The sequence below is a fragment of the Stenotrophomonas sp. STK17_22 genome (assembly GCF_051983905.1).
Lineage (GTDB): Bacteria > Pseudomonadota > Gammaproteobacteria > Xanthomonadales > Xanthomonadaceae > Stenotrophomonas > Stenotrophomonas maltophilia_A.
In genome coordinates, this window is record NZ_CP197010.1 from 4,907,788 (window position 1) to 4,929,762 (window position 21,975).

General features: G+C 61.2%; 15 protein-coding genes and 1 pseudogene. 1 reads left to right on the forward strand and 15 read right to left on the reverse strand.

Annotated elements, in window-relative coordinates:
• Positions 1 to 315: 315 nt before the first annotated feature.
• The 13 genes from ACSYS9_RS22865 to ACSYS9_RS22925 form a co-directional block, all read right to left on the reverse strand.
• The gene (locus ACSYS9_RS22865; RefSeq protein ID WP_143048168.1) at positions 316 to 693 is read right to left on the reverse strand and encodes a hypothetical protein; all 378 of its coding nucleotides are present in this window, start codon (positions 691 to 693) and stop codon (positions 316 to 318) included.
• A gap of 96 nt (positions 694 to 789) precedes the next feature.
• Positions 790 to 2,160 carry an MFS transporter gene (locus ACSYS9_RS22870; protein WP_427916529.1) on the reverse strand — a complete coding sequence of 457 codons (1,371 nt, stop codon included), beginning with the start codon at positions 2,158 to 2,160 and terminating at the stop codon, positions 790 to 792.
• A 61-nt stretch (positions 2,161 to 2,221) separates the two neighbouring features.
• Positions 2,222 to 5,467, reverse strand: a complete 3,246-nt coding sequence (locus ACSYS9_RS22875) for a CusA/CzcA family heavy metal efflux RND transporter (protein ID WP_071227708.1) — start codon at positions 5,465 to 5,467, stop codon at positions 2,222 to 2,224.
• Entirely contained in the window at positions 5,467 to 6,477 is a 1,011-nt protein-coding gene (locus ACSYS9_RS22880) for an efflux RND transporter periplasmic adaptor subunit (protein ID WP_275575464.1), read from the reverse strand. The genes ACSYS9_RS22875 and ACSYS9_RS22880 overlap by 1 nt, the downstream gene beginning before the upstream one ends.
• Positions 6,478 to 6,633: 156 nt before the next feature.
• Positions 6,634 to 7,836, reverse strand: a complete 1,203-nt coding sequence (locus ACSYS9_RS22885; protein ID WP_160314165.1) for a TolC family protein — start codon at positions 7,834 to 7,836, stop codon at positions 6,634 to 6,636.
• Between the two features lie 113 nt (positions 7,837 to 7,949).
• Positions 7,950 to 8,507, reverse strand: a complete 558-nt coding sequence (locus tag ACSYS9_RS22890; RefSeq protein ID WP_143048169.1) for an RNA polymerase sigma factor — start codon at positions 8,505 to 8,507, stop codon at positions 7,950 to 7,952.
• Positions 8,508 to 8,522: 15 nt separating this feature from the next.
• Positions 8,523 to 8,969 (reverse strand): periplasmic heavy metal sensor, encoded by a 447-nt coding sequence (locus ACSYS9_RS22895; RefSeq protein WP_046984169.1) that lies wholly within the window; start codon positions 8,967 to 8,969, stop codon positions 8,523 to 8,525.
• Positions 8,969 to 9,253, reverse strand: a complete 285-nt coding sequence (locus tag ACSYS9_RS22900) for a CnrY/NccY family anti-sigma factor (RefSeq protein WP_046984168.1) — start codon at positions 9,251 to 9,253, stop codon at positions 8,969 to 8,971. The genes ACSYS9_RS22895 and ACSYS9_RS22900 overlap by 1 nt, the downstream gene beginning before the upstream one ends.
• A 178-nt stretch (positions 9,254 to 9,431) precedes the next feature.
• Complete coding sequence (locus ACSYS9_RS22905) at positions 9,432 to 11,384, reverse strand: ATP-binding protein (RefSeq protein WP_071227722.1); 1,953 nt, start codon at positions 11,382 to 11,384, stop codon at positions 9,432 to 9,434.
• A gap of 1,008 nt (positions 11,385 to 12,392) precedes the next feature.
• Complete coding sequence (locus ACSYS9_RS22910; RefSeq protein WP_177179488.1) at positions 12,393 to 13,505, reverse strand: tyrosine-type recombinase/integrase; 1,113 nt, start codon at positions 13,503 to 13,505, stop codon at positions 12,393 to 12,395.
• A 239-nt stretch (positions 13,506 to 13,744) separates the two neighbouring features.
• Positions 13,745 to 14,191 carry a hypothetical protein gene (locus ACSYS9_RS22915; RefSeq protein WP_046984166.1) on the reverse strand — a complete coding sequence of 149 codons (447 nt, stop codon included), beginning with the start codon at positions 14,189 to 14,191 and terminating at the stop codon, positions 13,745 to 13,747.
• A gap of 35 nt (positions 14,192 to 14,226) precedes the next feature.
• Entirely contained in the window at positions 14,227 to 15,267 is a 1,041-nt protein-coding gene (locus tag ACSYS9_RS22920; RefSeq protein ID WP_440568628.1) for a hypothetical protein, read from the reverse strand.
• Between the two features lie 881 nt (positions 15,268 to 16,148).
• On the reverse strand, positions 16,149 to 17,951 hold the full coding sequence (locus tag ACSYS9_RS22925; RefSeq protein WP_143048170.1) for a hypothetical protein: 1,803 nt from the start codon (positions 17,949 to 17,951) through the stop codon (positions 16,149 to 16,151).
• Positions 17,952 to 18,317: 366 nt separating this feature from the next.
• Here ACSYS9_RS22925 and ACSYS9_RS22930 point away from each other — a divergent pair.
• Positions 18,318 to 18,791, forward strand: a pseudogene (locus ACSYS9_RS22930) (ATP-binding protein); the annotation flags it as partial.
• 124 nt (positions 18,792 to 18,915) lie between these two features.
• On the opposite strand, the gene ACSYS9_RS22935 reads toward ACSYS9_RS22930, so the two are convergent.
• Both ACSYS9_RS22935 and ACSYS9_RS22940 read right to left on the reverse strand, forming a co-directional pair.
• Positions 18,916 to 19,302 (reverse strand): hypothetical protein, encoded by a 387-nt coding sequence (locus ACSYS9_RS22935; protein ID WP_071227714.1) that lies wholly within the window; start codon positions 19,300 to 19,302, stop codon positions 18,916 to 18,918.
• A gap of 119 nt (positions 19,303 to 19,421) precedes the next feature.
• Positions 19,422 to 21,740, reverse strand: a complete 2,319-nt coding sequence (locus tag ACSYS9_RS22940) for a TonB-dependent receptor (RefSeq protein WP_071227715.1) — start codon at positions 21,738 to 21,740, stop codon at positions 19,422 to 19,424.
• Between the last annotated feature and the right edge of the window lie 235 nt (positions 21,741 to 21,975).

Sequence of the window (21,975 nt, forward strand, 5' to 3'; positions counted from 1 at the left end):
AGCAGCGTGCGCGGCCAATGCGACGGCATGGCCATGGGATGGGTACGGGTGGATAGCCCGGAATGTGGTCTGGGGATCATGATGGAGTTCTTGAGTGACATGACATGCCACGGTCCTCCGCGCCGCGCCCCGCCACAGGCGCACGGCAACGCCATGCAGATGTGTGCCAGGGCACGCATGCACGTCGTTACCGCGCGGTGGCGCAGGAGTCAGCCGGATCGTGGCCGGAATACAGAGGGGAACCGCGATGCGTCTAGCCGCAAGCCAGCCGCATGCCCGCAGAAAGCAGGCAGCGCGGCAGACATGCGCCCGGCATCAGGCCGCGACGATGGGAGGCCTGAACAACGATGAGCAGTGATGGGCAATGAACGCTGCCTGGCGATGCCAAGGGTGCGCACCACGGCCGATGGCTGGATCGTGGAGTGCTACGTCCAGCAGGATGCCAAGTGACCCGCCCAGATCGGACTGGTGCAGCACGCCATGGCCGCCCGACGCGTGCAGAGGATCCCGATCTGCAGCATCACGATCGCCCGCGTGCGGATGTCCATGTTCGGCTGCGGTCTGCACCATGTGCTGCAGACCATGCAGCTCGCCAAGATGATTCAGCACCGGGCGCAGGAACATGCTTGCCACCAGCATCAGAAAGATGCTGGTGAGCAGTCGCACATTCGATATCCGGCGCAGTGATGTCATGCTCAAAGACTAGTGTGTTGCTGGATCAAAGTCGACACGAAAAAGGGGGGTTGTTCAGCGTGCGCGCGCTACTGGGCATCTCTGGTGACTCGTCGTTCAACCGGGCCAACGGGTATGGTTGTCATCGATGACAAAACGGTGCGAGTGGCCTTGTTCCGTATGCGCGTGTTCCTGCATGTGCGGGTGGTCCGCAGGGAGATCATCATGTCGGTGGGTGATTGCGTCAGGATCATTCGCAGGCCAGGTACGCCAGGCGAATAGAAGCCCCGCGCAGGCCACCACCGCGAGCGCCAGAACCGCCACCGGCATGCCCAGGCGTGCCCCCACGGTACCGGCCAGTGGGTAGGCAATCAGCCAGCAGACGTGGGAAAGCGAGAACTGCGCGGCGAACAGGAAAGGAAGGTCAGTGGACTCTGCCGAGCGCCGTAGCAGCCGGCCGCCTGGTGTCACCAAGCCGGCGTAGCTCATGCCCAGCAATGCCCAGCCGGACAGCACCAGGGGCCAGCCGATCGCGGAGGGCGTCAGCCACCACGTAACCCCCAAGGCGGTAAGCACCGCAAGCATCATGCTGGCTGCAGAGAGCATCACGCGACGGTCCGGTACGCGGTCCAGTACCTTGGGAAGAACCAACGCCATCAGCATCGAGCCGCCGCCGAACGCAGCCAGGGCCCAGGCGACCTGGGCTTCAGCACCGCCCAGCACGTTGCGCACGACCACCACCGTATTGACGAATACCATCGCACCACCCGCGGCAGCGCACAGGTTCAGCGCCAGCAGGCCTTTCAGTCGAGGCGTCTTCAGATAGATACGCATGCCACGGATGGCCCGTGCATAGGGGCCTTCCTTGCGCGGCGAGGCTGCAACGAAGGGGAATGCCGTGACCACGACCAGCAGCGCTGAGCAGACGAAGCCCACCGACGTACCGGCGAAAAGGCCATGGAAGCTGATCAGTGTCAGCAGGGCCGCCGCCAGCGCAGGGCTGAGCAGGCTTTCCAGGTCATACGCCAGCCGCGACAAGGACAATGCACGGGTGTAGTCGCGCTCTTCCTTGAGGATTTCCGGAATGGTCGATTGGAACAGCGGCGTGAAGCAGGCTGATGCCGACTGCAGAAGAGCGATGAGCAGGTACACCTGCCAGATCTGATTCACGAAAGGCAGGCACAGTGCCGCGGCCGCGCGCACCAGATCAAGCCCGATCAGGACCGGCTTACGCAGATTGGCTGGCACGACCGCGCCGGACATAGGCGCGAGCAGGACGTAGACCACCATCTTGATGGCCAGTGCCGTGCCGAGCACCTGGCCGGCCTGCGCGCCAGCCAGGTCATAGGCGAGCAGCGAAAGCGCCACGGTCGCCAAGCCAGTACCGACCAACGCAATCACCTGGGCAGCGAACAGATTCCTGAAGGTCGGAAAACGGAGAACCTCGATCATGGCTGTCCTCGGAGGAATGGAGTGCAGAAATGCCAATACCCTGCGGATCGTAGAACGATCCGCAGGGCCGGGCGTGAAACTGTGGAAGGGAACGTACTCAATCGGTTTCCGGCGCCGGCAGTGGGTCCTCGATGCCCGCTGCCTTCCTGCGCGCAGTCCTGCGCAGCACCAGCCCACACAGTGCCGGCAGGACGAACAGGGTCAGCACGGTGGCCGTGATGAGGCCGCCGATGACCACGGTTGCCAACGGCTTCTGCACTTCAGCACCCGTGCCGGTTGCGATCGCCATGGGCACAAACCCCAGTGAAGCAACCAAGGCCGTCATCAACACGGGCCGGACGCGCTCCATTGCACCCTGCTCCACCGCCTCGTCCGGCTCCATGCCGTCATGCAGACGCTTCTTGATGGCGGAGATCAACACCAGTCCGTTCAGCACCGCCACACCCGAAACAGCAATGAACCCCACTGCTGCCGAGATCGAGAACGGAATGCCACGCAAGGCCAGCGCGAAGAAGCCACCGGCCAGCGCCAGCGGTACGGCCGTCAGCACAGTGCCGGTCAACAGCCCGTTGCCGATGGCCATATACAGCACCGCGGCAATCAGGATGAAGCACAGCGGCACGATGATGGCCAAACGCTGGGTAGCTGCCTGCAGGTTCTGGAACTGCCCGCCCCACTCGATCCACGAGCCGGTCGGCAGTTGCACCTGCTGTGCGATCGCTACCTTGGCATCGTCCACGAAGCTGCCCAGATCACGCCCCACTACGTTGGCCTCTACATAGATCCGGCGCTTGCCGTTGTCACGACTCACCTCGTTCAGACCCTGCGTGAAGCGGAAGCTGACCAGCTCACGCAGCGGCACCGAAGGGCTGCCTTCCTGATTCCCCGGCGGCAGCATGACCGGCACCGCACCCAGGACGTCCAGATCACTTCGGTCGACGCGGGGCAGCCGAACCACCACATCGAAGCGGCGATCGCCCTCAAAGATCTGGCCCGCCTGGCGTCCGGCCAACGCGGCCGACACCGTATCAGCCACATCCTTCACGGTCAGGCCATAGCGGGCGATCGCTGCGCGATCAAACGCCATGTCGAAGGTCGGGAAGCCACCGGTCTGGGCCACACGCACATCCGATGCCCCGGGAATCTTCTTCAGCACAGCAGCAATTTTGTCTGCGCTGGTGGCCAAGGCCGTCAGGTCTTCGCCGTAGATCTTCACCGCCACGTCGCTGCGCACACCACCGATCAGCTCGTTGAAGCGCATCTCGATCGGCTGCGTGGCGTCGTAGTTGTTGCCCACCAGGAACGCGGTCTTCTCGCGGATGCGCTCGATGACCTGCTCTTTGGTCTTCACACCATCAGGCCACTGGTCCTTCGGTTTCAGGATGACGTAGTTGTCCGATGCGTTTGGCGGCATGGGGTCTGCGGCAAGGCTCGCCGTACCCGCCTTGGAGTAGACGGTCTGCACCTCGGGAAGCGTCAGCACAGCCCTTTCCAAGGGAAGATCGATGGCCACCGACTGTTCGATGGAGGTGGAGGGAATACGAACGGAGGACAGGTTCAGGTTCTGCTCGTCCAGTGTCGGCATGAACTCACGTCCGACGAAGGAGAACGCCACCGCGCCGGCCAGCAATACGCCCAATCCGCCGGCAAGATATGGCATCGGTTGCCGGATCGCATTGCGCAGCAACGGCTGGTAACGGCTCTTCGTGGCCGCCACTACACGCACTTCCTTCTCGGAGATGTGGCCCTTCAACATGACCGCGACCATCGCCGGAACGAATGTCAGCGAGAGGACAAAGGCCGATGCAAGCGCCAGCATCAGGGTGATCACCATCGGCGAGAACATCTTGCCTTCCACGCCCTGGAACGTCAGGCACGGAACAAAGACGAGGAAGATGACCGCCTGTCCGTAGATCGTCGGGCGGACCATCTCCTTGGAGGACGCGATGGTCTCGTGCAGGCGCTCGCTCAGAGTGAGGATTCTACCTTCGGCATGCTGACGCTCGGCCAATCGTCGCAGTGAGTTTTCGACAATGATCACAGCACCGTCGATGATCAGTCCAAAATCCAGCGCTCCCAGGCTCATCAGGTTGCCGGAGATGCCCAGCTTGTTCATGCCGATGGCGGTGATGAGCAGGGACAACGGAATTACCAGTGCAGCAATCACTGCCGCACGCCAGTTACCCAGCAACGCGAACAGGATGACCACCACCAGCAGCGCGCCCTCCGTCAGGTTCTTGGCGACGGTCTTGATGGTCGCCACCACCAACTGCGAGCGATCCAGCGTCGGGACGATGCTCACGCCCGGCGGCATGGTCTTGCTGATCTCCTTGAGCTTGTCGCCGACGGCGGCGGCCACGGTGCGGCTGTTGGCGCCCACCAGCATCAGCGCGCTGCCCACTACCGTCTCGTAGCCGTTGCGACTGGCGGCACCTCGCCGCAGCTCGCCGTCGATCACCACCCGCGCAACATCACCCACCGTGACCGGAACACCGTTGCGGTTACCCACCACGGCCCGCGCGATCTCATCCACCGAACGGATACGGGCATCAGCTCGCACCAGATAGGATTCGCCAGAGCGCTGGATGTAGTCCGCACCCACCGAAAGATTTGCATCCTGCAGCGCGTTCGCCAGGTCGGTGTAGGAGAACCCATACTCAGCAAGCTTGGCTGCATTGGGCTCGACCACATACTCCTTCACATAGCCGCCCAGGCTGTCGACGTCAGCCACGCCCGGCGTCGTGCGCAGCTGCGGGCGCACGATCCAGTCCTGTACCGTGCGCAGGTACGCTAGGCGCGCCATGTCATCGGCCAGGCGATCGCCCTGATCGGTCAGGAACGAGCCATCGCTCTGCCATCCGGGCTTGCCATCGTTGCGTGGCGCGTCCTTGCCATCGGGGTGTGTGAACTCGACGCTGTAGTGGAATACCTCGCCCAGGCCAGTGGAAACCGGCCCCATCAGCGGCTCGGCGCCTTCGGGAAGCTGCGGCCGGGCCTGGGTCAAGCGCTCGGTGACCTGCTGGCGCATGAAGTACAGATCGGCACTTTCATCGAAGATGACCGTCACCTGGCTGAAACCGTTGCGCGAGAACGAACGCGTGTTGGCAACGCCGCGCAGGCCCGCCATCGCGGTCTCGATGGGATAGGTCACCCGCTTTTCCACTTCCACCGGGCTGAGCGTGGGGATGACGGTGTTGATCTGCACCTGCTTGTTGGTGATGTCCGGGGTGACATCGATCGGCAGCATGTTCAACTGCCAGGCACCGATGACCGAGATCACCAGCGTGATGAACAACACCAGCCAGCGGTGCCGCACGGCACCTGTAAGCACCTGTTCGATCATCACTCGTCTCCGCCGGACTTGTTCATTTCCGCCTTCACCAGGAAGGCGTTGCGGGTTGCTACGCGGGTTCCTGCGGAAACACCGGAGAGGATCTGCGCCATTCCACCACTACGCACGCCTACGAACACGGGCTGGGCGTTGAACCCCTTCTCCGTGCGCACGAACAGCACGTCTTTGCCATCGATGTTCTGCACGGCTTCTTCGGGAACGGACATGCCACCGGACTGCCCGGCTGACGCCACAAGGCGCACCTGCACGCCGTCACCGACGACAAGTCCGGCGCCAGCGTTTTCCGGCGTAATCACCACGGTTGCAGCTCGAGTCAATCCTCCCACCGCCGTCGCTACAGAACGGACCTTGCCTGATACCACGGTGCCGTCAGAGCGCACGATGGTGGCAGGATCACCGGAGCGGATCCGGCTGGTATCACCCGCGCGCACCGATGCCTGCACCTCCACGCCGTTCGAGCCGGTGACGCGATAGAGGGTGGCCTGTGGTTCAACGAATACACCCAGTGTGGCCTGGGAACTGCTGATGGTCCCGGCGATGGGGCTGACCACCGAAACGCTGCCGCCGCCATCGACGTTGGCGGTGCGAGCCACCAGCGCAGCCCGTTGCGCTTCGGCCTGTGCCGACAGGTAGGCAGCTTGGCTGGCTTCGGCCTCCTGCCGGGCAAGCACCCCCTGCGCCAACAGCGACTGGTCCCGGCTGGCGTTCTTCTGCGCCAGGGAAAGACCGGCATTGGCCACGCGCAGATCTGCTGCAATGCGTGCGCCATCAGGGCTGGCGACCCGTGCAAGGACATCGCCCTTGGCGACCTTGTCGCCCACCTGGCGAAGCACCTCGGTCACGTTGCCTGCGGCCCTGGATACAACCACGGCTTCGCCACCCGGAATGGCAACGACGGAGCCTGCTGCGCCAATGTTGGCTGCCACGTCGGCAGAGGTGACAGCCTCCACGGCAATACCGGCTGCTCCAAGATATGCATCGGGAATGGCAACGGCCTGCACGCCGCCGGTATCTTCAGCGGCAGTGGGCGCAGCGTCTGCCGGGGCAGGCGCGCTGGAGGACTGCGAAAGGCGGGCGATGCCGAAGCCTGCGCCAAGCGCCAGCGCGGCGACGCCGAGCATGCCCAGAGTATTCACGGAAGGGGTGTTTCGCTTCATTCAACGGTCTCCGAAGACGATCTGGCCATTGGCCATTGCAAGTGATGCGTAGGCACGGACCCGGGCAAGGCGCGCATCGACCACGGTCAGCCGCGCTTCTGTCAACGTGCGGCGGCTGAGCAGCAGTTCCACCAGGGGCGTGCGGCCGGCCTCGTACCCCAGACGGCCCATGCGGTAGGCCTCGGCCGCGGCTTTTTCACCCTCGGCAGCTGCCTCGAGGCCGCGTCGTGCCGCAGCCACCTGGGACAACGCGGTAGCGCGATCTGCCTGGCTCTGCAGGCGCGCAGCGTCCAATCGCGCCCTGGCCGCGTCGGTACGGGCACGGGCGGCGCTGATGCCGCCACTGTTGCGGTCGAACAGCGGCACGGACAGCGAAAGGCCCACGACCAGCGCGTCCCCACCTGCTGCAAAGCTGCGACGCCCTGCAGACACGCTCAGGTCCGGCGCACGCTTGAGCCTTTCGATACGCAGTTGGGCTTCGGTAGCGTCCACGTCCGCCTTGGCTGTCAGCACCGCCGTGGCATCGCCTGCGGTTGCGCCCACCGTTGGCCAGTCGCGCTCTAGAAGGGACTGGCCCACACCTGAGTACGTCTCGGTCTGGCCGGCCAGCACCGACAACTGCTCAAGAGCAGCCGTCGTCTCGGCATCGCGACTGGCAGCAGCCGATTGCGCCGCGCTCAGGCCGGCCTGGGCTTGGGCGGAACGAAGGCTGGCCTCTTTGCCAGCTTCCACCAGAGCCTTGGCCGCACGCAGGTCGCCCTCGGCGCGCTCCACATCCTCCTGCGCGATTGCCCGGCGAATCAGGCTGGCCTCGGCAGCGGCGTAGGCCACCGCCAGCGCTGCCGAGAACTCAACCTGCGCTTGGTGTTGCCGAGCTTCGGCCGCCTGCAGGCCCTTCTCGCCCGCCTGGATACGCGCGCTCCGCTGGCCGAAGATCTCCAGCGGCTGGGTTAGGGTGTAGGTCGTCTGGCGCTGGCTGCTGCCATTGCTTAAGGGTGCGTTGAGATTCTCGACAAGGCCGTCGATAGTGGGGTTGCGCAATGCTCTGGCCTGCCGGGCATCGCCGGCGGCCGCTGCGGTGTCGAAGCGCTTTTCCTGCAGGTAAGGCGATTGCGCCCTGCTCTGTTCCAGTAGATCTTCGTAGGTGGGCGCGTCGGCGGCCCACGCCACCGATGTGCCGAACAGCGCCAGCAGTGTCGACAAGGCAAGCAATGAGTACTTCATCCAGGGGTCCAGTGCAGTGATGCCGCATCAGCGGTCGTCTCATGCACTACGCGGCCTGTGTGCCGCTCCCCTCACATCTGGGAGATTTTTTTCTAACGACCCAACGCCGAGGCCAGTTTTGCCCGGGCGCGAAGTACGCGGCCTTCGATCGTTTTCAGGCTGATTCCCAGCGCAGCGGCCGCTTCAACCTGGGACAGACCGACGAATGCCGTCAGCACCAGTGCCTCGCGTAAGGCGGGATCGATGCTGTCGAGCACGCGCATCACGCTGGCGAGTTCAAGGCTGGAACTGGCGCTCTGTTCCGGGCCGGCCTGGTCCGATACCAGCGTCCGGCTCTCTTCATCGTCGATGGGCCGGGCCTTGAATAGGAAGTAACGCACGCGGCGGAAACGCTGGGTATCGCGAACCTTGTTGATTCCGATACGCATCAACCACGGAAGCACCGGGCGAGCGGGGTCATACTCAGCCAACGCGCGCCACGCCGACACGAACGTTTCCTGCACGACGTCGTCCACGTCGGTTTCCGGAACGCCCATGCCTCGCACCATCTGTGTGATGGCCGGCGAGTGCCTGCGCACCAGGCGCGCGAATGCCGCTGGGTCACCCGCAGCAGCTTCGACGGCCCAGTTGTTGTCTTCCTCGATCGTCACGCTCAGGCCATGCTTTCAAGGGGAATCGTTGCGCAGTGCGTCCAGCAGCGCCTTGTCGTAGGCAGCGCGGTGATCGGGCTTCAGCCCTGCACGCATCTCGAAGACGTGCTCCAGCGTGATACGCTGCAGATCACCCGCCGCACGCTCGACCTCCCTGCTTGCCGCCTCTACCTGCGGACTCCAGCGAGGATCGGCCGCAATGGCATCGGCAAGTTGACGGTTGGCGATTCGCAAGCGCGCCTCGATCTCGCCCCTGCGCGTCGCAAAGAGCTGCTCTTTGGCCTGCAGGATGTCCTTCTCCGAATTGTCCAGGGGCACCACGGCGTGCAGCCGTTCATGCAGGTCGCTGTGGCCAGGGTTGAGGTAGTGCCAGCCCCAGCCGATCCCCAGGGCGCAAACCACGCCGATGACCGCGCCGGCCAAGGTCGCCAAAGGCAGGCGCATGGCGGTTCCGATAGCCATCAGCGTTCCACCAGCAGGGCGTAGGGGGACATGGCAGACGGCGCCGCGACCCAGGTGGGCCGCGGGTTGGACTGGGTGACGAGGAATGCAGAGCCCACCCCGCCACAGGTCAGCACCGCAGACAACGCAGCACAGGTCACAGCGCGGCGGAGCTCGCGGCGTCCCGCCCACTTGGCAGGTGGCGGCTCCTGGGCCAGGCGGGCCAGCAGCGCATCGGTTCCCGCGCTGGCATCTGCGCGCGTTGCGTTTGCGGCTTTTGCAAGCCAGTCATCAAGGTTGTTCATCTGCAGATCTCCTCGTCCACATACTTCATACGGCTGCCAGGGCGGCTTCCCCTCGAACACTAGCAGTTGATGAACGTGGTTTCTGAATAGGCCTTCCGGGAGCTCTGCCCCAGCGGGATTCGTCAACGATGTCTGCTTTCGGCCATAAGCGATCGCCTAACCCGGGCTAGACACCGCCCTACTCTGCCAGCGGAGCGAACGATGCTTGGCTTGGCGTCCCCATGACTTTCTGGACAAGCTCGTAACCAGAAACCTCCTCGTACCGTGAGGGTATTCTTGCCTTTAGCCCATGGAGGCGCCGGTTTGCTGTCAATGCGAGCTGGTTGTAAGTGGTCGCTGTTACCCGTCCGCGCTGGGCTCCGTTGTATTCCAGGTTATTGACAGTTGGGATATTGGATGCGACCGAATGGCCGACCACGAAGGCATGGAAGAAAGGCCCACCCTGTATGCCTCCGCTGGAGACAAGTTCATCGACATACTCTGCCGCCTGATTCATTTCTTTGCGACCGATTTCAGAACGCCCTTTTTTCAACTCGATGAGCAGGACATCGCGCATCATCACGAGCTGATCCTTGCCGGTATCAAAACTTTCCGTCCCGACGATTGAGAGAGTGGCATCGGAGAGGACGACGATGTCGGGGCGCTTCGCAGCATTAGCAAAGGTCTGATTCTGCTTTCTCGCTTTGAATAGACTGGTGGCGACTGTTCGCAGGGTGTTGTTCGACGCATACTCCGAACTGTCGAACTCCGGCCCAAACAGCCAACGCGCCTGCGTCACGAGCGGATGAAGGGTATGCAACTCGTCAGCTTCCGGGTCGCCGCTGAGCTTCTCCATGGCGGCAATGATGGACAAACGACTGTCGATCTCATCCAGAACCGTGAGCGCATCCTCCACAGTCCACTGTCCTAGCAATCGATCCAGCCCGTCGATGTCGTGCTCATCCAGCTGCATCAGCTTGTCAAGGAAACTTGAACCGCTTCGTGCCTTCTGAATCTTGATAACCGCTTTGACGACCTTGTTGAGGGTCTCCGGCGGTATCCCTGGCTGGTCATGCACCACGGTCTTTGTGAACTGGGCTACTTCAAGCATGGATCGCCTAGGTAGCGTCCGCAGATCCTCTCGATTCTTGTAGAGCGCGTCTTCTGAGTTCTCCTCGATCAGGTGGGCCGACAACTTCTCGACCATTTCCTGGGCATACCCGTTGGCCGCTTCGAAAAGGTGATCAGTTCGCTCCGTAGTCTTGAACTTCGACCAGTCTGGTTCGATTTCGGAAAGCCACTCCGATCCGCACTCAATCACGAGGGCATAGCGCTTGGCAAAGCGCACCCGCCCATCCAGAACGACCATCGGCCCAACGGTCCAACTCGGCAGCCCGACCAACCGATTGCTCACCCAAAACGCTACGCCTTGGTAGCGGGTGGATTTCGCTGTGCGTGTTGTGTCCACCACATACGCCGTGACATCAAAGCCAGGTTCGACCTGAATCTTGCGTTCCTCCAGAAGGCCCTCATGCTCAGACAGCGGGACGGACTGGCCGTTCACCGAAACGACGAACTGCGGATCGTGCAGGAAGCGTCCTGACAGGACCGTCCTGATCCGATCTGGATCTGGGCGGTGGCGTTCAACCTCCACCAACAACCGGGTGCCATGGCCCGAACGGGTGGCTGTCTCATGGCTTTGGATGTAGAACGGCGACGGCTGATTTCGGGTCCCAATCACGAAGGTAGAAAGAACGCCATTTGTCCAAGTTTCGACCGTGTAATGATCAGAAAAGCACAACAAGCCATGGCGACCAATACCGTTGCGTCCGAAGGCCATGCGTACCCAATCGTCGCGTTCGGAAGGAAACTGGACGTTCGCCCCTTGGCTTCGATGCCTGTTGTATCCCAAGGTCATCCAGCGCTTGCGAAACTGGTCCTCGGTCATCCCGTGGCCATCGTCTTCGACCGACAGCATGCCACTTGTTTCCTCGGGGATGATCACGGCAACCCTGGCAGCCCCTGCATCCCACGTGTTGGCCACCAGCTCAGTGAGCGCCATATCTGGGTCATAGCCAATCCGCCCGAGTGACCGCAGCACGTAGTCTTCCTCAAAGAGAGCTTGGTTGGCTGCCTTGCCCTTCTTGGCCATGGGAATATCCGCTAAGTGCTTGATCGGTAATATGTGCAAGACTATGCCGCCTTCCGCCGAGTTTGGCAAAAAGCTAAGCCCAGCCCATCTCACCTGCCGCGACGCCAGCCGACGCGTGTGCTATTGCCGGAGCGCCGTTCAATCCCTCGCCCGCTCCGCTTGACCCACTTGGTAATCTCCGTCAGCACGCCGACCAGGAATGTGCCGTATAGACAGCCACTGAGCTAAGCGTCCGCTTTCGGCCAGAAGCGGATATCAGAGTTTCACGTCAGCAGCCCAGCTGCACCCGCTCAGCTGATGCGCTTTGGGCTGGTTCCCGCGGGACGTTGAGCACAATCGGTATCGGCGCCAGCCCAAGCGCTCCTCCGGACTGTCCGGCCTCGCCCCCGCCCAAGCCGCTTTTCCAATGACCTCACCCATCCAAATAGAGTCAAATAGCGCTCCGAAAGCGGTTCGGTTCCGACCAGCAGCGCAACACGCGTGACCGAGCAATGCCTGGCCCAAGGCTCTGGGAACCTATAGCGAAGACGGTGCGGCCGACGATCAAGCACGCTACCGTTGCCCAGAATGCCTGAGCATCCAGCGGAGAGGGCACCGAGGGAAACGAGCTACACGCTCGAAGTACGACGCCAGCGAACAGCACGACCGCCAACGATTGAATTCCGGTCAGTGCAAGGGCGACTCGGAACGCGAACCATGTGCTTTCGGGCACTCACGCGCGCATCCATTATGGCTGTGAGCCCGTGTTGGTGATGCTTCGCTGGGACGCCTGGTGGGACGACCACAAGCGTGTGCATCGCATCCGCAAGGAAGAAGGCGCTTTTTACGGCGTCGCCGGCAACCGATCAAGGTGGTCACGACACCCAATACTCTGTAGGACATTCACTGTCCCCAGTGACGCCCTGTTCGATGGACGTCGCTTCCGGCTACTAGAGGTGCTGGATCGCCCGCACCACACCAACAGCAAAGGGCTCTCACCCATACCACCGGCGCCCCTGCACAAGCAGTTCATCCCAGCCCCATCCCTTGGTGGGCGAGTACACCCAGTTTCGGAGCCTTCTCAAGCTGCGAAGCAAGTGCGCTACGAACCCGGCTAAGCAGGGCTTTCCCTTCGGAGCTTTCTATCGCCGCATCACCAAAAACCTCCAGTTCCCGGATGAGCTCGCCAATCTCCAAGGTCCCGCGGTTCTCGGCATCCGAGGCCATTTCCTGATAGGCCCAGTCAATGTAGTCCCACATGCTAGTAGGATTGGAGTGGCCGCTTAAAGAAGCCACCTGTGCGAGTACCGTTGCTGCTGCCTCAACGCCAAGAATCCCAATGTTTCGAAGCCTCTTGATCCGATCGATGACCTGAAGAGTTATGTACCTGTGTCGAAGCATATGAGCCGTAGCGCGCTCTGAAACTCCGGCAAGCGCCCGCAGATCCGAGAAAGTCTGGCTCACCGTTGCAGCAGCTAGCCTTGAACCGCTCTGAGAGCAGAAGACCCAACCCTTGTCGCGACTCCCCCGTCCGGACTTGGTATGGCGGCGCATATGCATTTCCCGTTGCACCCTGATGTACTTCATGACCTCCTGCAAAGTTAGTGCGGGAACAGGAACCAGACGTATAGGGTTCCCCCTCCTCTTCGAGGTCCGCACCTTCAGCATGCCATCACCCTTCGATGCATCAAGTACATCGGTGACCCTGATCCAAACAAGCTCTTCGCGCCTGATCCCGGTATCCGCGAGTATCAGGAGCATCGCGCGATTGCGACTCTTTACAAAGGTGCGCTTCGCGCTTCGCTCGCACTGCGCCAGGAGTCGGCGAAATACCTCAAGAGGCATTGGTCGTACGACTCGCTTTGCACCACTTGGAAGCATCGCTGCATGCCTGTCCGAGGACACCCGGTCCAGCCGTTTCGTCCTCACCACGCGCCTTTCAACCGTGATAATCGCCTGCTCACCAAGCCGGCCGATCTGGGAAGGGCCGAGACTGATACATTCGGCCCAGCCAATGAAAGCGAGAACACGTGAGAGGATACGATTGATGTGCCTTGCGCTGGACTCATCCCGAACCACCAGCCAATCAGCAAACTCGATCAGATGATCATCATCGATCTCTCTCAGCTCCAGGCGACGCAAGTACAGAAATCGTACCAGCAGGCTTAGCTCACTCGCATAGGTGGATATCGTACCTACCGTCAGCCCAAGGCGTCGGCAATGAACTAGGTACGCATTCACTTCCCAGCAAGAACGGCCGTTTGGGAAGAACACCACCTTCATGCCTCCTGCGGCGCCCCTATCGAGGAACGAGGTGACGCGTCCAACCCCCGGTAACCGGAATTGATTGCTGGCCCTCCTACACAAACCACCATCAATCTTCACTTCACTACCCGCAGGGAGCTAGAGCCGCGGTACCGATCGAAGTGTCGCTTTAGCTCATCGGCTGCGACCTCCGATCCAAGAGCCAGCCTCTTGAAGCGTTGCACGAGATCACTGTACCTAGCGGTCATGTCCAGAACAGCATCCTCCAGCCAAGCCTCATCTTCCTGCTGTGCAACAGGCTTCCTCGCGGCCCCCAGAAGCTCTCCGATGGCACGCCTAAACGCTTCCATCCCGCCTGGGTACAGCGATTCCACATTGTTCCTGAGTGTTCGAACCGACATCGGAAAGATGCCTCGAGCCTCATCATTCATCCCGGCAAGATCACTCATGCGTCTAAAGAGATCACTATGCTCTTCAAGAAGGGACCCAACTGCCACCGCCTCGTCCAGGATGGCGATGATGCCCCGAACACTCCGTTCAGCACGAAGCTGCTTGTCCCGCACACCCGCAGCTACCTGTCCTTTACTGAGCCTTGGCATCATTCCCCTCTGTGCGAAATGAGGATTGTGAACGTACTACGATCGCCGGTTGTAATCTGAATCGGCTTGACACTGATCTTTCGCTCCTCAGAGAGCATCTCCAGATACTCCAAGACATCATCATGATCGAGAACAGCGAGATCGTCGCTTCCGAAGTGCTCGAGAAGAAGCGTCTTCAATTTTTGGGCAGATTCCGAGCCATCACCTGAGTTCACAGCCGCAATCGCCAAACAGGCTTCTGCATGACTGATCTCCTTGCCCGTCATAGACTCCTTCACGTATCTCCAAGTCTCCTCGACATCATGATGACCCATGAGCCACGCGAGCGCAGGTAGAGATGACTCTTCCCCCTCCGAATGAAAGAATGTCATAGCAAAGCTCCTTCGCAGTTGATGAGGCTCAAGCACCCATCGCTTTCCGTCGGGGCCACGGAGATCAAAGTAGTCACTTATGAGCTGGAGAACGACGCGCGGATGATTCTCACTGAATGGCCTGATGCCCTGCATTCCGACGAAGAACATCACGCGATCATCCAGCAACGCATCCTCCCTGGGCATCACCCGAAGTAGTTGCGTCCTGAGATTGTTCATGATCGATATCGCCATGGCAACGATACGTGGCACAGGCTTGTCAAACCTCGGCCTCTCGTTCCCTTCCCCCCGCTTTGCCTGGTGAATCGTCAAGTGGTAGCGACCATCAGATGTCAGGAGCGCATGCAACCCCATGTCAATGATCTCGGATCTCCTTGCACAAGCAAACAAGGCCACAAGTCCAAAGCAAACTCCTAGATGGATTCGGATCAGTCCGAGAACCAAAGGGAACAACCGATAGGGTTCCAAATCACAGTACCTGTCATCCCCTCTCTCCCTGAAACGCTGGGAAACGAACCTCGAACAGCGTACTAGTGGACCGGTTTCAATCAGCGCTTCCGCATCCTTCAACAATGCAGTTGGCGACCGGTGGCCAAGGTCACCACTTTGGGCGATTTCATCAATCAACCCTGCAAGGTGAGCCTCCAATGCAGGCGCCTCCTCAAGCATCCACGCACACGCTGACCTAACAAACTGCCTACAGACGGTCGGTGGCAATGTCGCCGTGCGGCCCGACTGTTCTCTGCGAAAAGGTCGGCAAGCATCGCGAACCTCGCGAACATTGCTCAAAGCCCACGCGCTCAGGCTCTGGACGGAGTGCGAGGCCTGAGCCAGTAGCGGAAAGATATCCGCATAGCCGCTGGTGGTACGAGCGCCGCGGCTTAAGTCGCGTTCTCCTCGGTACCCGTACTGGGTCAGATGGCTCCGAAATGCGGGACTACTGCGCAGCCTCTGCCAGTCCACCGATATAGCCGCGCCAATGGCGACCAAACTCAACTGGTTTGTTTCCGTCAAACCAAAGTGGTTCCTAACCTCATCCGCGTCTAACCGTTCCAACGGAATCTCAGCCGAAAGGTAAGAGCTAAGCCGCTCAATGAACCGCCCCGTCCCGCAAGACCCCGCCTCAGCATAGGACTCCATGAATGCCTCTACGTCGTCCAGATGAGCGACTAGGAGTCCGTCACGCAGGAACTTCTCTTCGTACTTAAGGGCCAAGAACTCTGCGAAGAGAAACAGTGCGCCGTGAACTGATCTGAGCGACCGGGTTGATCCACGGACCTTCGCTACGGCGATGATCAACGCCTTACATTGTTCACAGATAACTGCGTGAGATGATGTGCTCAATCGTCCCGTTGGTAGCAGTAGATCCCATCTCAGAACCTGCCCACCGCGACTCTTCTCACCGACTTGGCGCAGATCTCTCTTTCCCGTCTCAACTCTCCATACAGATTCGTGGACCGCGGATTTCAGCCACCACGGACGCACTAATGGGCTCAAACCGGTTTGGGTCCGACTGAAGAAGGACAGGACCTCCGAGGGAAGTTGAGCCATCACCGGATCTCCGGCAGCCGAATGCGAGAAATGATGACAGTCTTTCTAGCCAATGCACACTCGACAAGATCAGTGATCTCAATCAATGCCGGGGGCAATGGCGCAGTCAGCGCATCCACAAAGTCTCTCCAGAATCGCGGGGCAACTCCGGTCCGGAGATCAGGTCGATCCAGGAAGGTCGCACTGGCGCTTTCCAAGCGATCCCGGTAGAGCATTGCAACCGCCAGCGCATCAGGATCCTTACAGAGGATCAGTCCCGCGCCAGGAGAAGCGGCCTTGTACACACGGCGGGGAACCTGAGCTTCAGCAGCCTCGTCCGCGCTACCCGAGAGGAACAGGTGGAGGTCCTCAACCGTCGAGAAATCCGACACTTCAAGAAGCCGCTCGTGATCAGAAAATGCTTGAACGATCAGTCTGTTCTGGTGCCGCCTAACCTGCCTCTCAAACAAGGCGATGCGAAGGGCATTTGGGACGTAGTGCCCCAAGGTCGTCTTGACCGATCGGTGGCCAAATATCCTCGCCGCTACGACAAGATCACCATCTGCCTCAAGGAACTTTAGCACTCCGGAGTTCATTCGTAGATTCTTGTAGGTGAGCTTCTCTCTCCATGGAGCGAGCTCGGCATGGCGCTCCCCGAAGTTCGTTGCCCGGGTGACCATGCCGGCTCCCCTGACACTGCGCCAAGCTTCAGATGCACCAAGTGCATTCAGGAACGCTTTCTCCGAGAAGGCTTTCAAACGGTAGTCGAGGCTACTGATGCCAATCCAAAGATGGTTTGCATCCTTCCTTCTCCCTTCCTGGATCATCCGAGTACGTACGGGCTCGGTCCACTCGAAGACCTTCACAAGAACTCGCTGGGCAAGAGGCGAAAGCTCCACACTCTTCTCCTCACCCGCACGCAGCTTCTCCACGCTAAAGCGAATACCCCCTTTTCCGACAAGACCATCGGAGGAGATGTAGGTTCCACCATGACGATCCCTTTCTATCCTGGCCCTGTACAACGCCACCGGGTTAAGAATCGGGTGTTCAATGAGTAGGATCAGTATGCAGACCGCCGCCTGCTTGCTACTCATGATGCCAAGGTATGGCAGGAGCTCGTTCTTTCCGAACGAAGAAACGAAGTCCCAGATTCTGCTAGACCCATCTAAGATGGATGCCTTGCTCGACTTCACATCGAATTTGCGTCGCTGCCTAGGAATCCCGCCCATATCAAAGACGCATATCCCCAAGGCAATCCTGAGACCCTTCTCATATCGCTCTTGATTCAGCAGGTGCCCCCAGTTCTCTCGGGAGAATCCGCCTCGGCGATGCGCCTTAAGCTCATGTAGTGAACCTACATCGAAACGGCTAATTTCAGCCAAGCCTCTCTCTCGTTGAGCCACGAACTCCTCGAAGTCCTTCACTGCGCAGCGGAGAATCGTGTTTACTGCCTTCCCAAGTTTTTCCTGATAGCGATCTAGGTACTCTGCACTTCCATCAACGATTGAGATCGACTCGAAGAGATTGTCGTTGTATGAGTTCTGTGCCGAATTCAAAGTCTTTGGGGCGTTGTTCAGGCACACTGGTGAGTTTGCAGCATGCTCCCTATCCGCAATGATGAGCGCGCGAGGCGGAGCGGAGATGGCAGCCAATTTCGATTCGACGAAGTTGATTGCACCGGTCTGAACAAGACAGGGGATGAATCGAACAAAGCTGGTCCACTGATTCGTGATCGTAGTTAGCGCGACTCCAACCGCCGCTCTGGCCGCGTAGAACTCACCCCGAAGATCAGACAATTGCGCGACCAAGGCAGCGGAACTCATTCGACGACTTGGAGCCGACCACCCCCTTCTTGCACCGAGGGCCTGCCAGAACTGAAGGACGCAGCGAACCGAGTACGTGTTCTGGGCCGCGACGTAGCGCCTTGATAGCTTGACAATTGCATCGACAAATGCGGCTTGACCGCGAGGTCCGATCCAACTCCGAAGAAATGTGAAGTCAATCGACGCTACTCCATGCGCCCGACCGATCGCCCTTACCGTGATCCAAAGTCCGTCCGGGCCCGTTTGGACCTCGCCGACACTCTTCTTCTTTCTAGTTGCCATGCAATGTGAGCTACCGTGGTGAGCAGAGCTAATTTGCCGCACCTTATCTTTTTTCCCAAGCACTATTCCTCACAAAACATCTGGATGAACCCTTGCCCGTGTGGCTGGGCCGGTGACCGCAGCAACCGCTGCCTGTGCAGTGACGAGCGCATCAACCGCTATCGCGCGCGGGTATCCGGCCCGTTGCTGGACCGTATCGACCTGCATATCAGCGTGGCGCGCATGGACGCGGTGGAGCTGCGGGAGAGTACGCCGCTGGGTGAGCCCAGTGCTGCGGTACGTGCACGGGTGGAAGCCGCGCATGCCCGGCAGCAGGCGCGTGGCGGGCTCAATGCCCATCTGCCACCGGCGGCGCTGCGTGCCTGTACGAAGCTGAGCGAGGCCGATCAGGATCTGTTGGAGCAGGCCATTGAGCGTCTGCAGCTTTCCGCACGGGCGATGCACCGGATTCTGCGGGTGGCGCGCACGATTGCGGATCTGGCGGGTTGCGAGGTGATCCAGACGGCGCATCTGGCTGAAGCGATCGGGTATCGGCAGTTGGATCGGGGAAAGCCTTAGAAATGCCGGTCGGGTTGGCTCTTGGTGGAGTCGACCGTTGGTCGACTCGTGCGCGAAGCGCGGCCTTCTGTGAGGTAGATGCGAAGAGCGGTCGACTAACAGTCGACCCCACCAAGGGCAGGCATCAGGCTGCGGAATGCAACCGTCCCCGCTTCGCCAGCAACGCCACCCGACGGCTGACCAGCGCGTGCAGCTCCGCCAGCTCCGACGCCCGGTCAGCCGTCATGTTCCCGCCGAACAACACCCGCGACAACGCCGCCTCGTCGCTGTCGTGCGGGTGCTGCCACCGGTCCCGGTACACCTTCTGGCACACCAGCCAGGCCAGCCGCAGCCCCCCACCGGGCAACGGGCGGACCACACGCTCGTAGACGTGCCAGAACTGGTACTCGGACTGCAGGTCGATCACAGGCGCCACGGACAGCGCCTGCCGGGGCCGTCCATGACTCCGTATGTCGAACAACGGTGATCGCGGGTTGTACTGAGCCATGCCGACAGCATGACCCAGCAACATTGTGGGAACCTTGCGTCGCCGCCAGAAAATCCCTGTTGATTGCGCAAGGCGGGTTTGTGGGCGGATCTGGGCACCTGCCTGGGGACCGCCAGGTGCATCCACGCATGGCGTGGATCTACTTAGAACGCCATCGAGGTGCTGAACATCAGCTGCCGTGGCGCGCTGCGCTGCAGGGTCTGGTAATCCCCCGAGAACGACGAGCCGGCGATGGTGGCGGTGCCGATGTTGTGGCGGTTGAACAGGTTGCTCACGTCCAGCCGCAGCTCCAGGCCCGGCACCGCGCTGTCCGCACCGAAGCGGTAGGCGGCATAGGTGTTGACCTGCCAGAAGGTCGGCACGCGGATGTCGTTCTCGTAGGTGAAAGGCTGGCGCAGGTAGGAGGTACTGGTGGCACCGAAGCGCCAGTCACCGAAATGCGCCGACAGGTCGCTGACCAGCGAGATCTGCGGATAGCCCGGCTGGGCGTTGCCCTTGATCGGGTACACCGTGTCGCCCACCACGAAATCGCTGTCGTAGTACGAACGGGCCACGGCCACGCCCTGGTAGAACTGCAGGTGGTCGGTCAGGTCGGCGGTGATGCCGAGGTCGGCGCCGATCACGTGCATCTTCGGCATCAACCGCACGGTGTTGATCTGCGCGAACTGGGTGCCGATGGCGGCCGACAGCAGGCGGTTGCGGATGTCGTTGTAGAACACGTCACCGGTGATCGTCAGCCGGTCGAAGCGATGCGACGCGCCGACGGTCAGATTCCAGTTCTTCTCCGGGCGCAGCGTGCCGGCCACGCGGTCGAACTCTTCCTGGTCGGTGATGGTCCACGCCGAGGCGGTGTAGCCGATGTTGCCGCGCTGGGCCACGCGGTAGCCGTTCATGGTGTTGGCGAGGTCGATGAAGGCATCGGTGGCTTCGGTCGGGCTCCAGAACAGCGAGACATGCGGCAGGAAGTTGCTCTTCGCGCGCAGCGTGCCGTTCACCGGCCGGTCCTTGGCATCCCCCAGGCCGCCACCGCTCGTGCGGAAGTCCACGGCCTTGAAGCCGACACCCAGCTTCAGCGTGTCGTTCAACACGATGTCGTCCTGCAGGTAGAACTGGCGCGAGCGGGTCACCCAGCTCGATGCGTTGTCGGTCTTGAACGCAGGTCCGTACACATCGAACGGACCGGTGGCCTTCAGCGGCGGGCCCTCGCCAAGCAGCGGCTGCTGGTACCACTCGGTCTTGGCTGCGGCCTTGCTCTTCTCCTGCCAGAAACCGGCGGTGAAGGTGTGCGCGCCGGTCTCGAACTGCAGGTTGGCCATGCCACCCAGCCGATTCACACGCGGCGTCTGCACCTGTTCGGAGAACGGTGCGCCGTTTGGCGACGGCACGGTCGGGTCGGTCAGCGTAGCCTGGGTGTGGCTGTTGGCGTTGTACAGCTGCACGTTGCCGCTCAGCGCCGGGGTGATCTGGAAGCGATGGTTGATCGAGGACACGCGGTCGCGGGTGATCTGGCCAGTGTCGTACGGGATCAGTTCGGACAGCTCACCGCAGGTGTAGGCGCCGCAGGACTTGTCCGCATTCTCCGGCGAGGCCACGTACCAGGCCCACGCGTAGTCCGGATAGAAGATGTCGGCCTTCCAGCCCAGCTTGCGGATCATGTCGAAGGAGATGTTGTTGTAGCCCCAGACCTTGGCCTTGCTGTCGGACAGGAACACGGTGAAGTCACCCCAGGCGACATCCTGCTGCAGCTTCAGGTCGCCGCGCAGGAAGTTCTGGGTGCCCTCGCCCTGGTACTTATCGGCAGACACACGCTGCAGGTCGACCAGCACTTTCGGGCCATGCTCGCCGAGCTGGCCGCTCTGCCCGGACACGGTGGTGACCAGCGTGTTGTTGCTGCCCACGCCCTGTTTCACGCGCAGGCTGGGCGTGTCCTGCAGCTCGCGCAGGCGGTATTCCAGGCTGCCGCCGTTGACGCTGCTGGAGAACACGCTGACCGGTGCGCCACCGGGGCTGACCGTAATCGCGCCGATGCCATCGGGCACGCCCACGTTCACCACGCTGGTGCCGGTGAGCGAGAGGAAGCCGTTGTCGTTCAGTGGCACGCCTTCGAAGGTGATGCCCATTTCATTCATGCGGAAGCCGCGCACGAACAAGCTGGTGGCGGAGATATCCAGGCCCAGCCCATCGGTGGCGGTGTAGCTGGCGCCCGGTACCTGCTTCAGCATGGCCAGACCGTTGTTGCCGGTGACCATCGCGTCGAGGTCTTCGGCCTTGATGACGTAGCGGTTTGGACCAACCACCTGGGTGGGCGCAACGGCCGCGCCGCGCGGCGTGGCGATGACCTGCAGCGCATTCAAGGTGGTGGGGGTGTCATGCGCTGCGTCGTGAGTCTCGGCGGCATACGCAGGTGCGGCGATGGCCGTGATGACGGCCAGAGCGAGGCGCGTCGTGGGTGGGGTGTTCATGGGCAGATCCAGGTGCAGGGAGAGAGCGGCGCAGGCGCACGCCCAGCGCGTTGCAGCACCGGTGTCGGCGCCCTGGCTGGCAATGCGATTGCGTTGAGGGAGTGACGGCGCGGTGCGCGCCGGTCAGCAGACGAAGGCGATCATCTGCCGTGGGATTCGATGGGGTGATTTCGACGTGCGAAATTCTTGCATCGCAGTGCCGCATTCGCCATTGCGCGGTGGTACAGCGCGGATG

Excerpts from the sequence above, each read along its gene's own strand:
- ACSYS9_RS22895 (WP_046984169.1), bottom strand. The coding sequence starts at position 8,969 with ATGGCTATCGGAACCGCCATGCGCCTGCCTTTGGCGACCTTGGCCGGC.
- ACSYS9_RS22900 (WP_046984168.1), bottom strand. The coding sequence starts at position 9,253 with ATGAACAACCTTGATGACTGGCTTGCAAAAGCCGCAAACGCAACGCGC.
- ACSYS9_RS22865 (WP_143048168.1), bottom strand. The coding sequence starts at position 693 with ATGACATCACTGCGCCGGATATCGAATGTGCGACTGCTCACCAGCATC.
- ACSYS9_RS22905 (WP_071227722.1), bottom strand. The coding sequence starts at position 11,384 with ATGGCCAAGAAGGGCAAGGCAGCCAACCAAGCTCTCTTTGAGGAAGAC.
- ACSYS9_RS22875 (WP_071227708.1), bottom strand. The coding sequence starts at position 5,467 with ATGATCGAACAGGTGCTTACAGGTGCCGTGCGGCACCGCTGGCTGGTG.
- ACSYS9_RS22920 (WP_440568628.1), bottom strand. The coding sequence starts at position 15,267 with ATGCTTGAGGAGGCGCCTGCATTGGAGGCTCACCTTGCAGGGTTGATT.
- ACSYS9_RS22940 (WP_071227715.1), bottom strand. The coding sequence starts at position 21,740 with ATGAACACCCCACCCACGACGCGCCTCGCTCTGGCCGTCATCACGGCC.
- ACSYS9_RS22935 (WP_071227714.1), bottom strand. The coding sequence starts at position 19,302 with ATGTTGCTGGGTCATGCTGTCGGCATGGCTCAGTACAACCCGCGATCA.
- ACSYS9_RS22925 (WP_143048170.1), bottom strand. The coding sequence starts at position 17,951 with ATGAGTTCCGCTGCCTTGGTCGCGCAATTGTCTGATCTTCGGGGTGAG.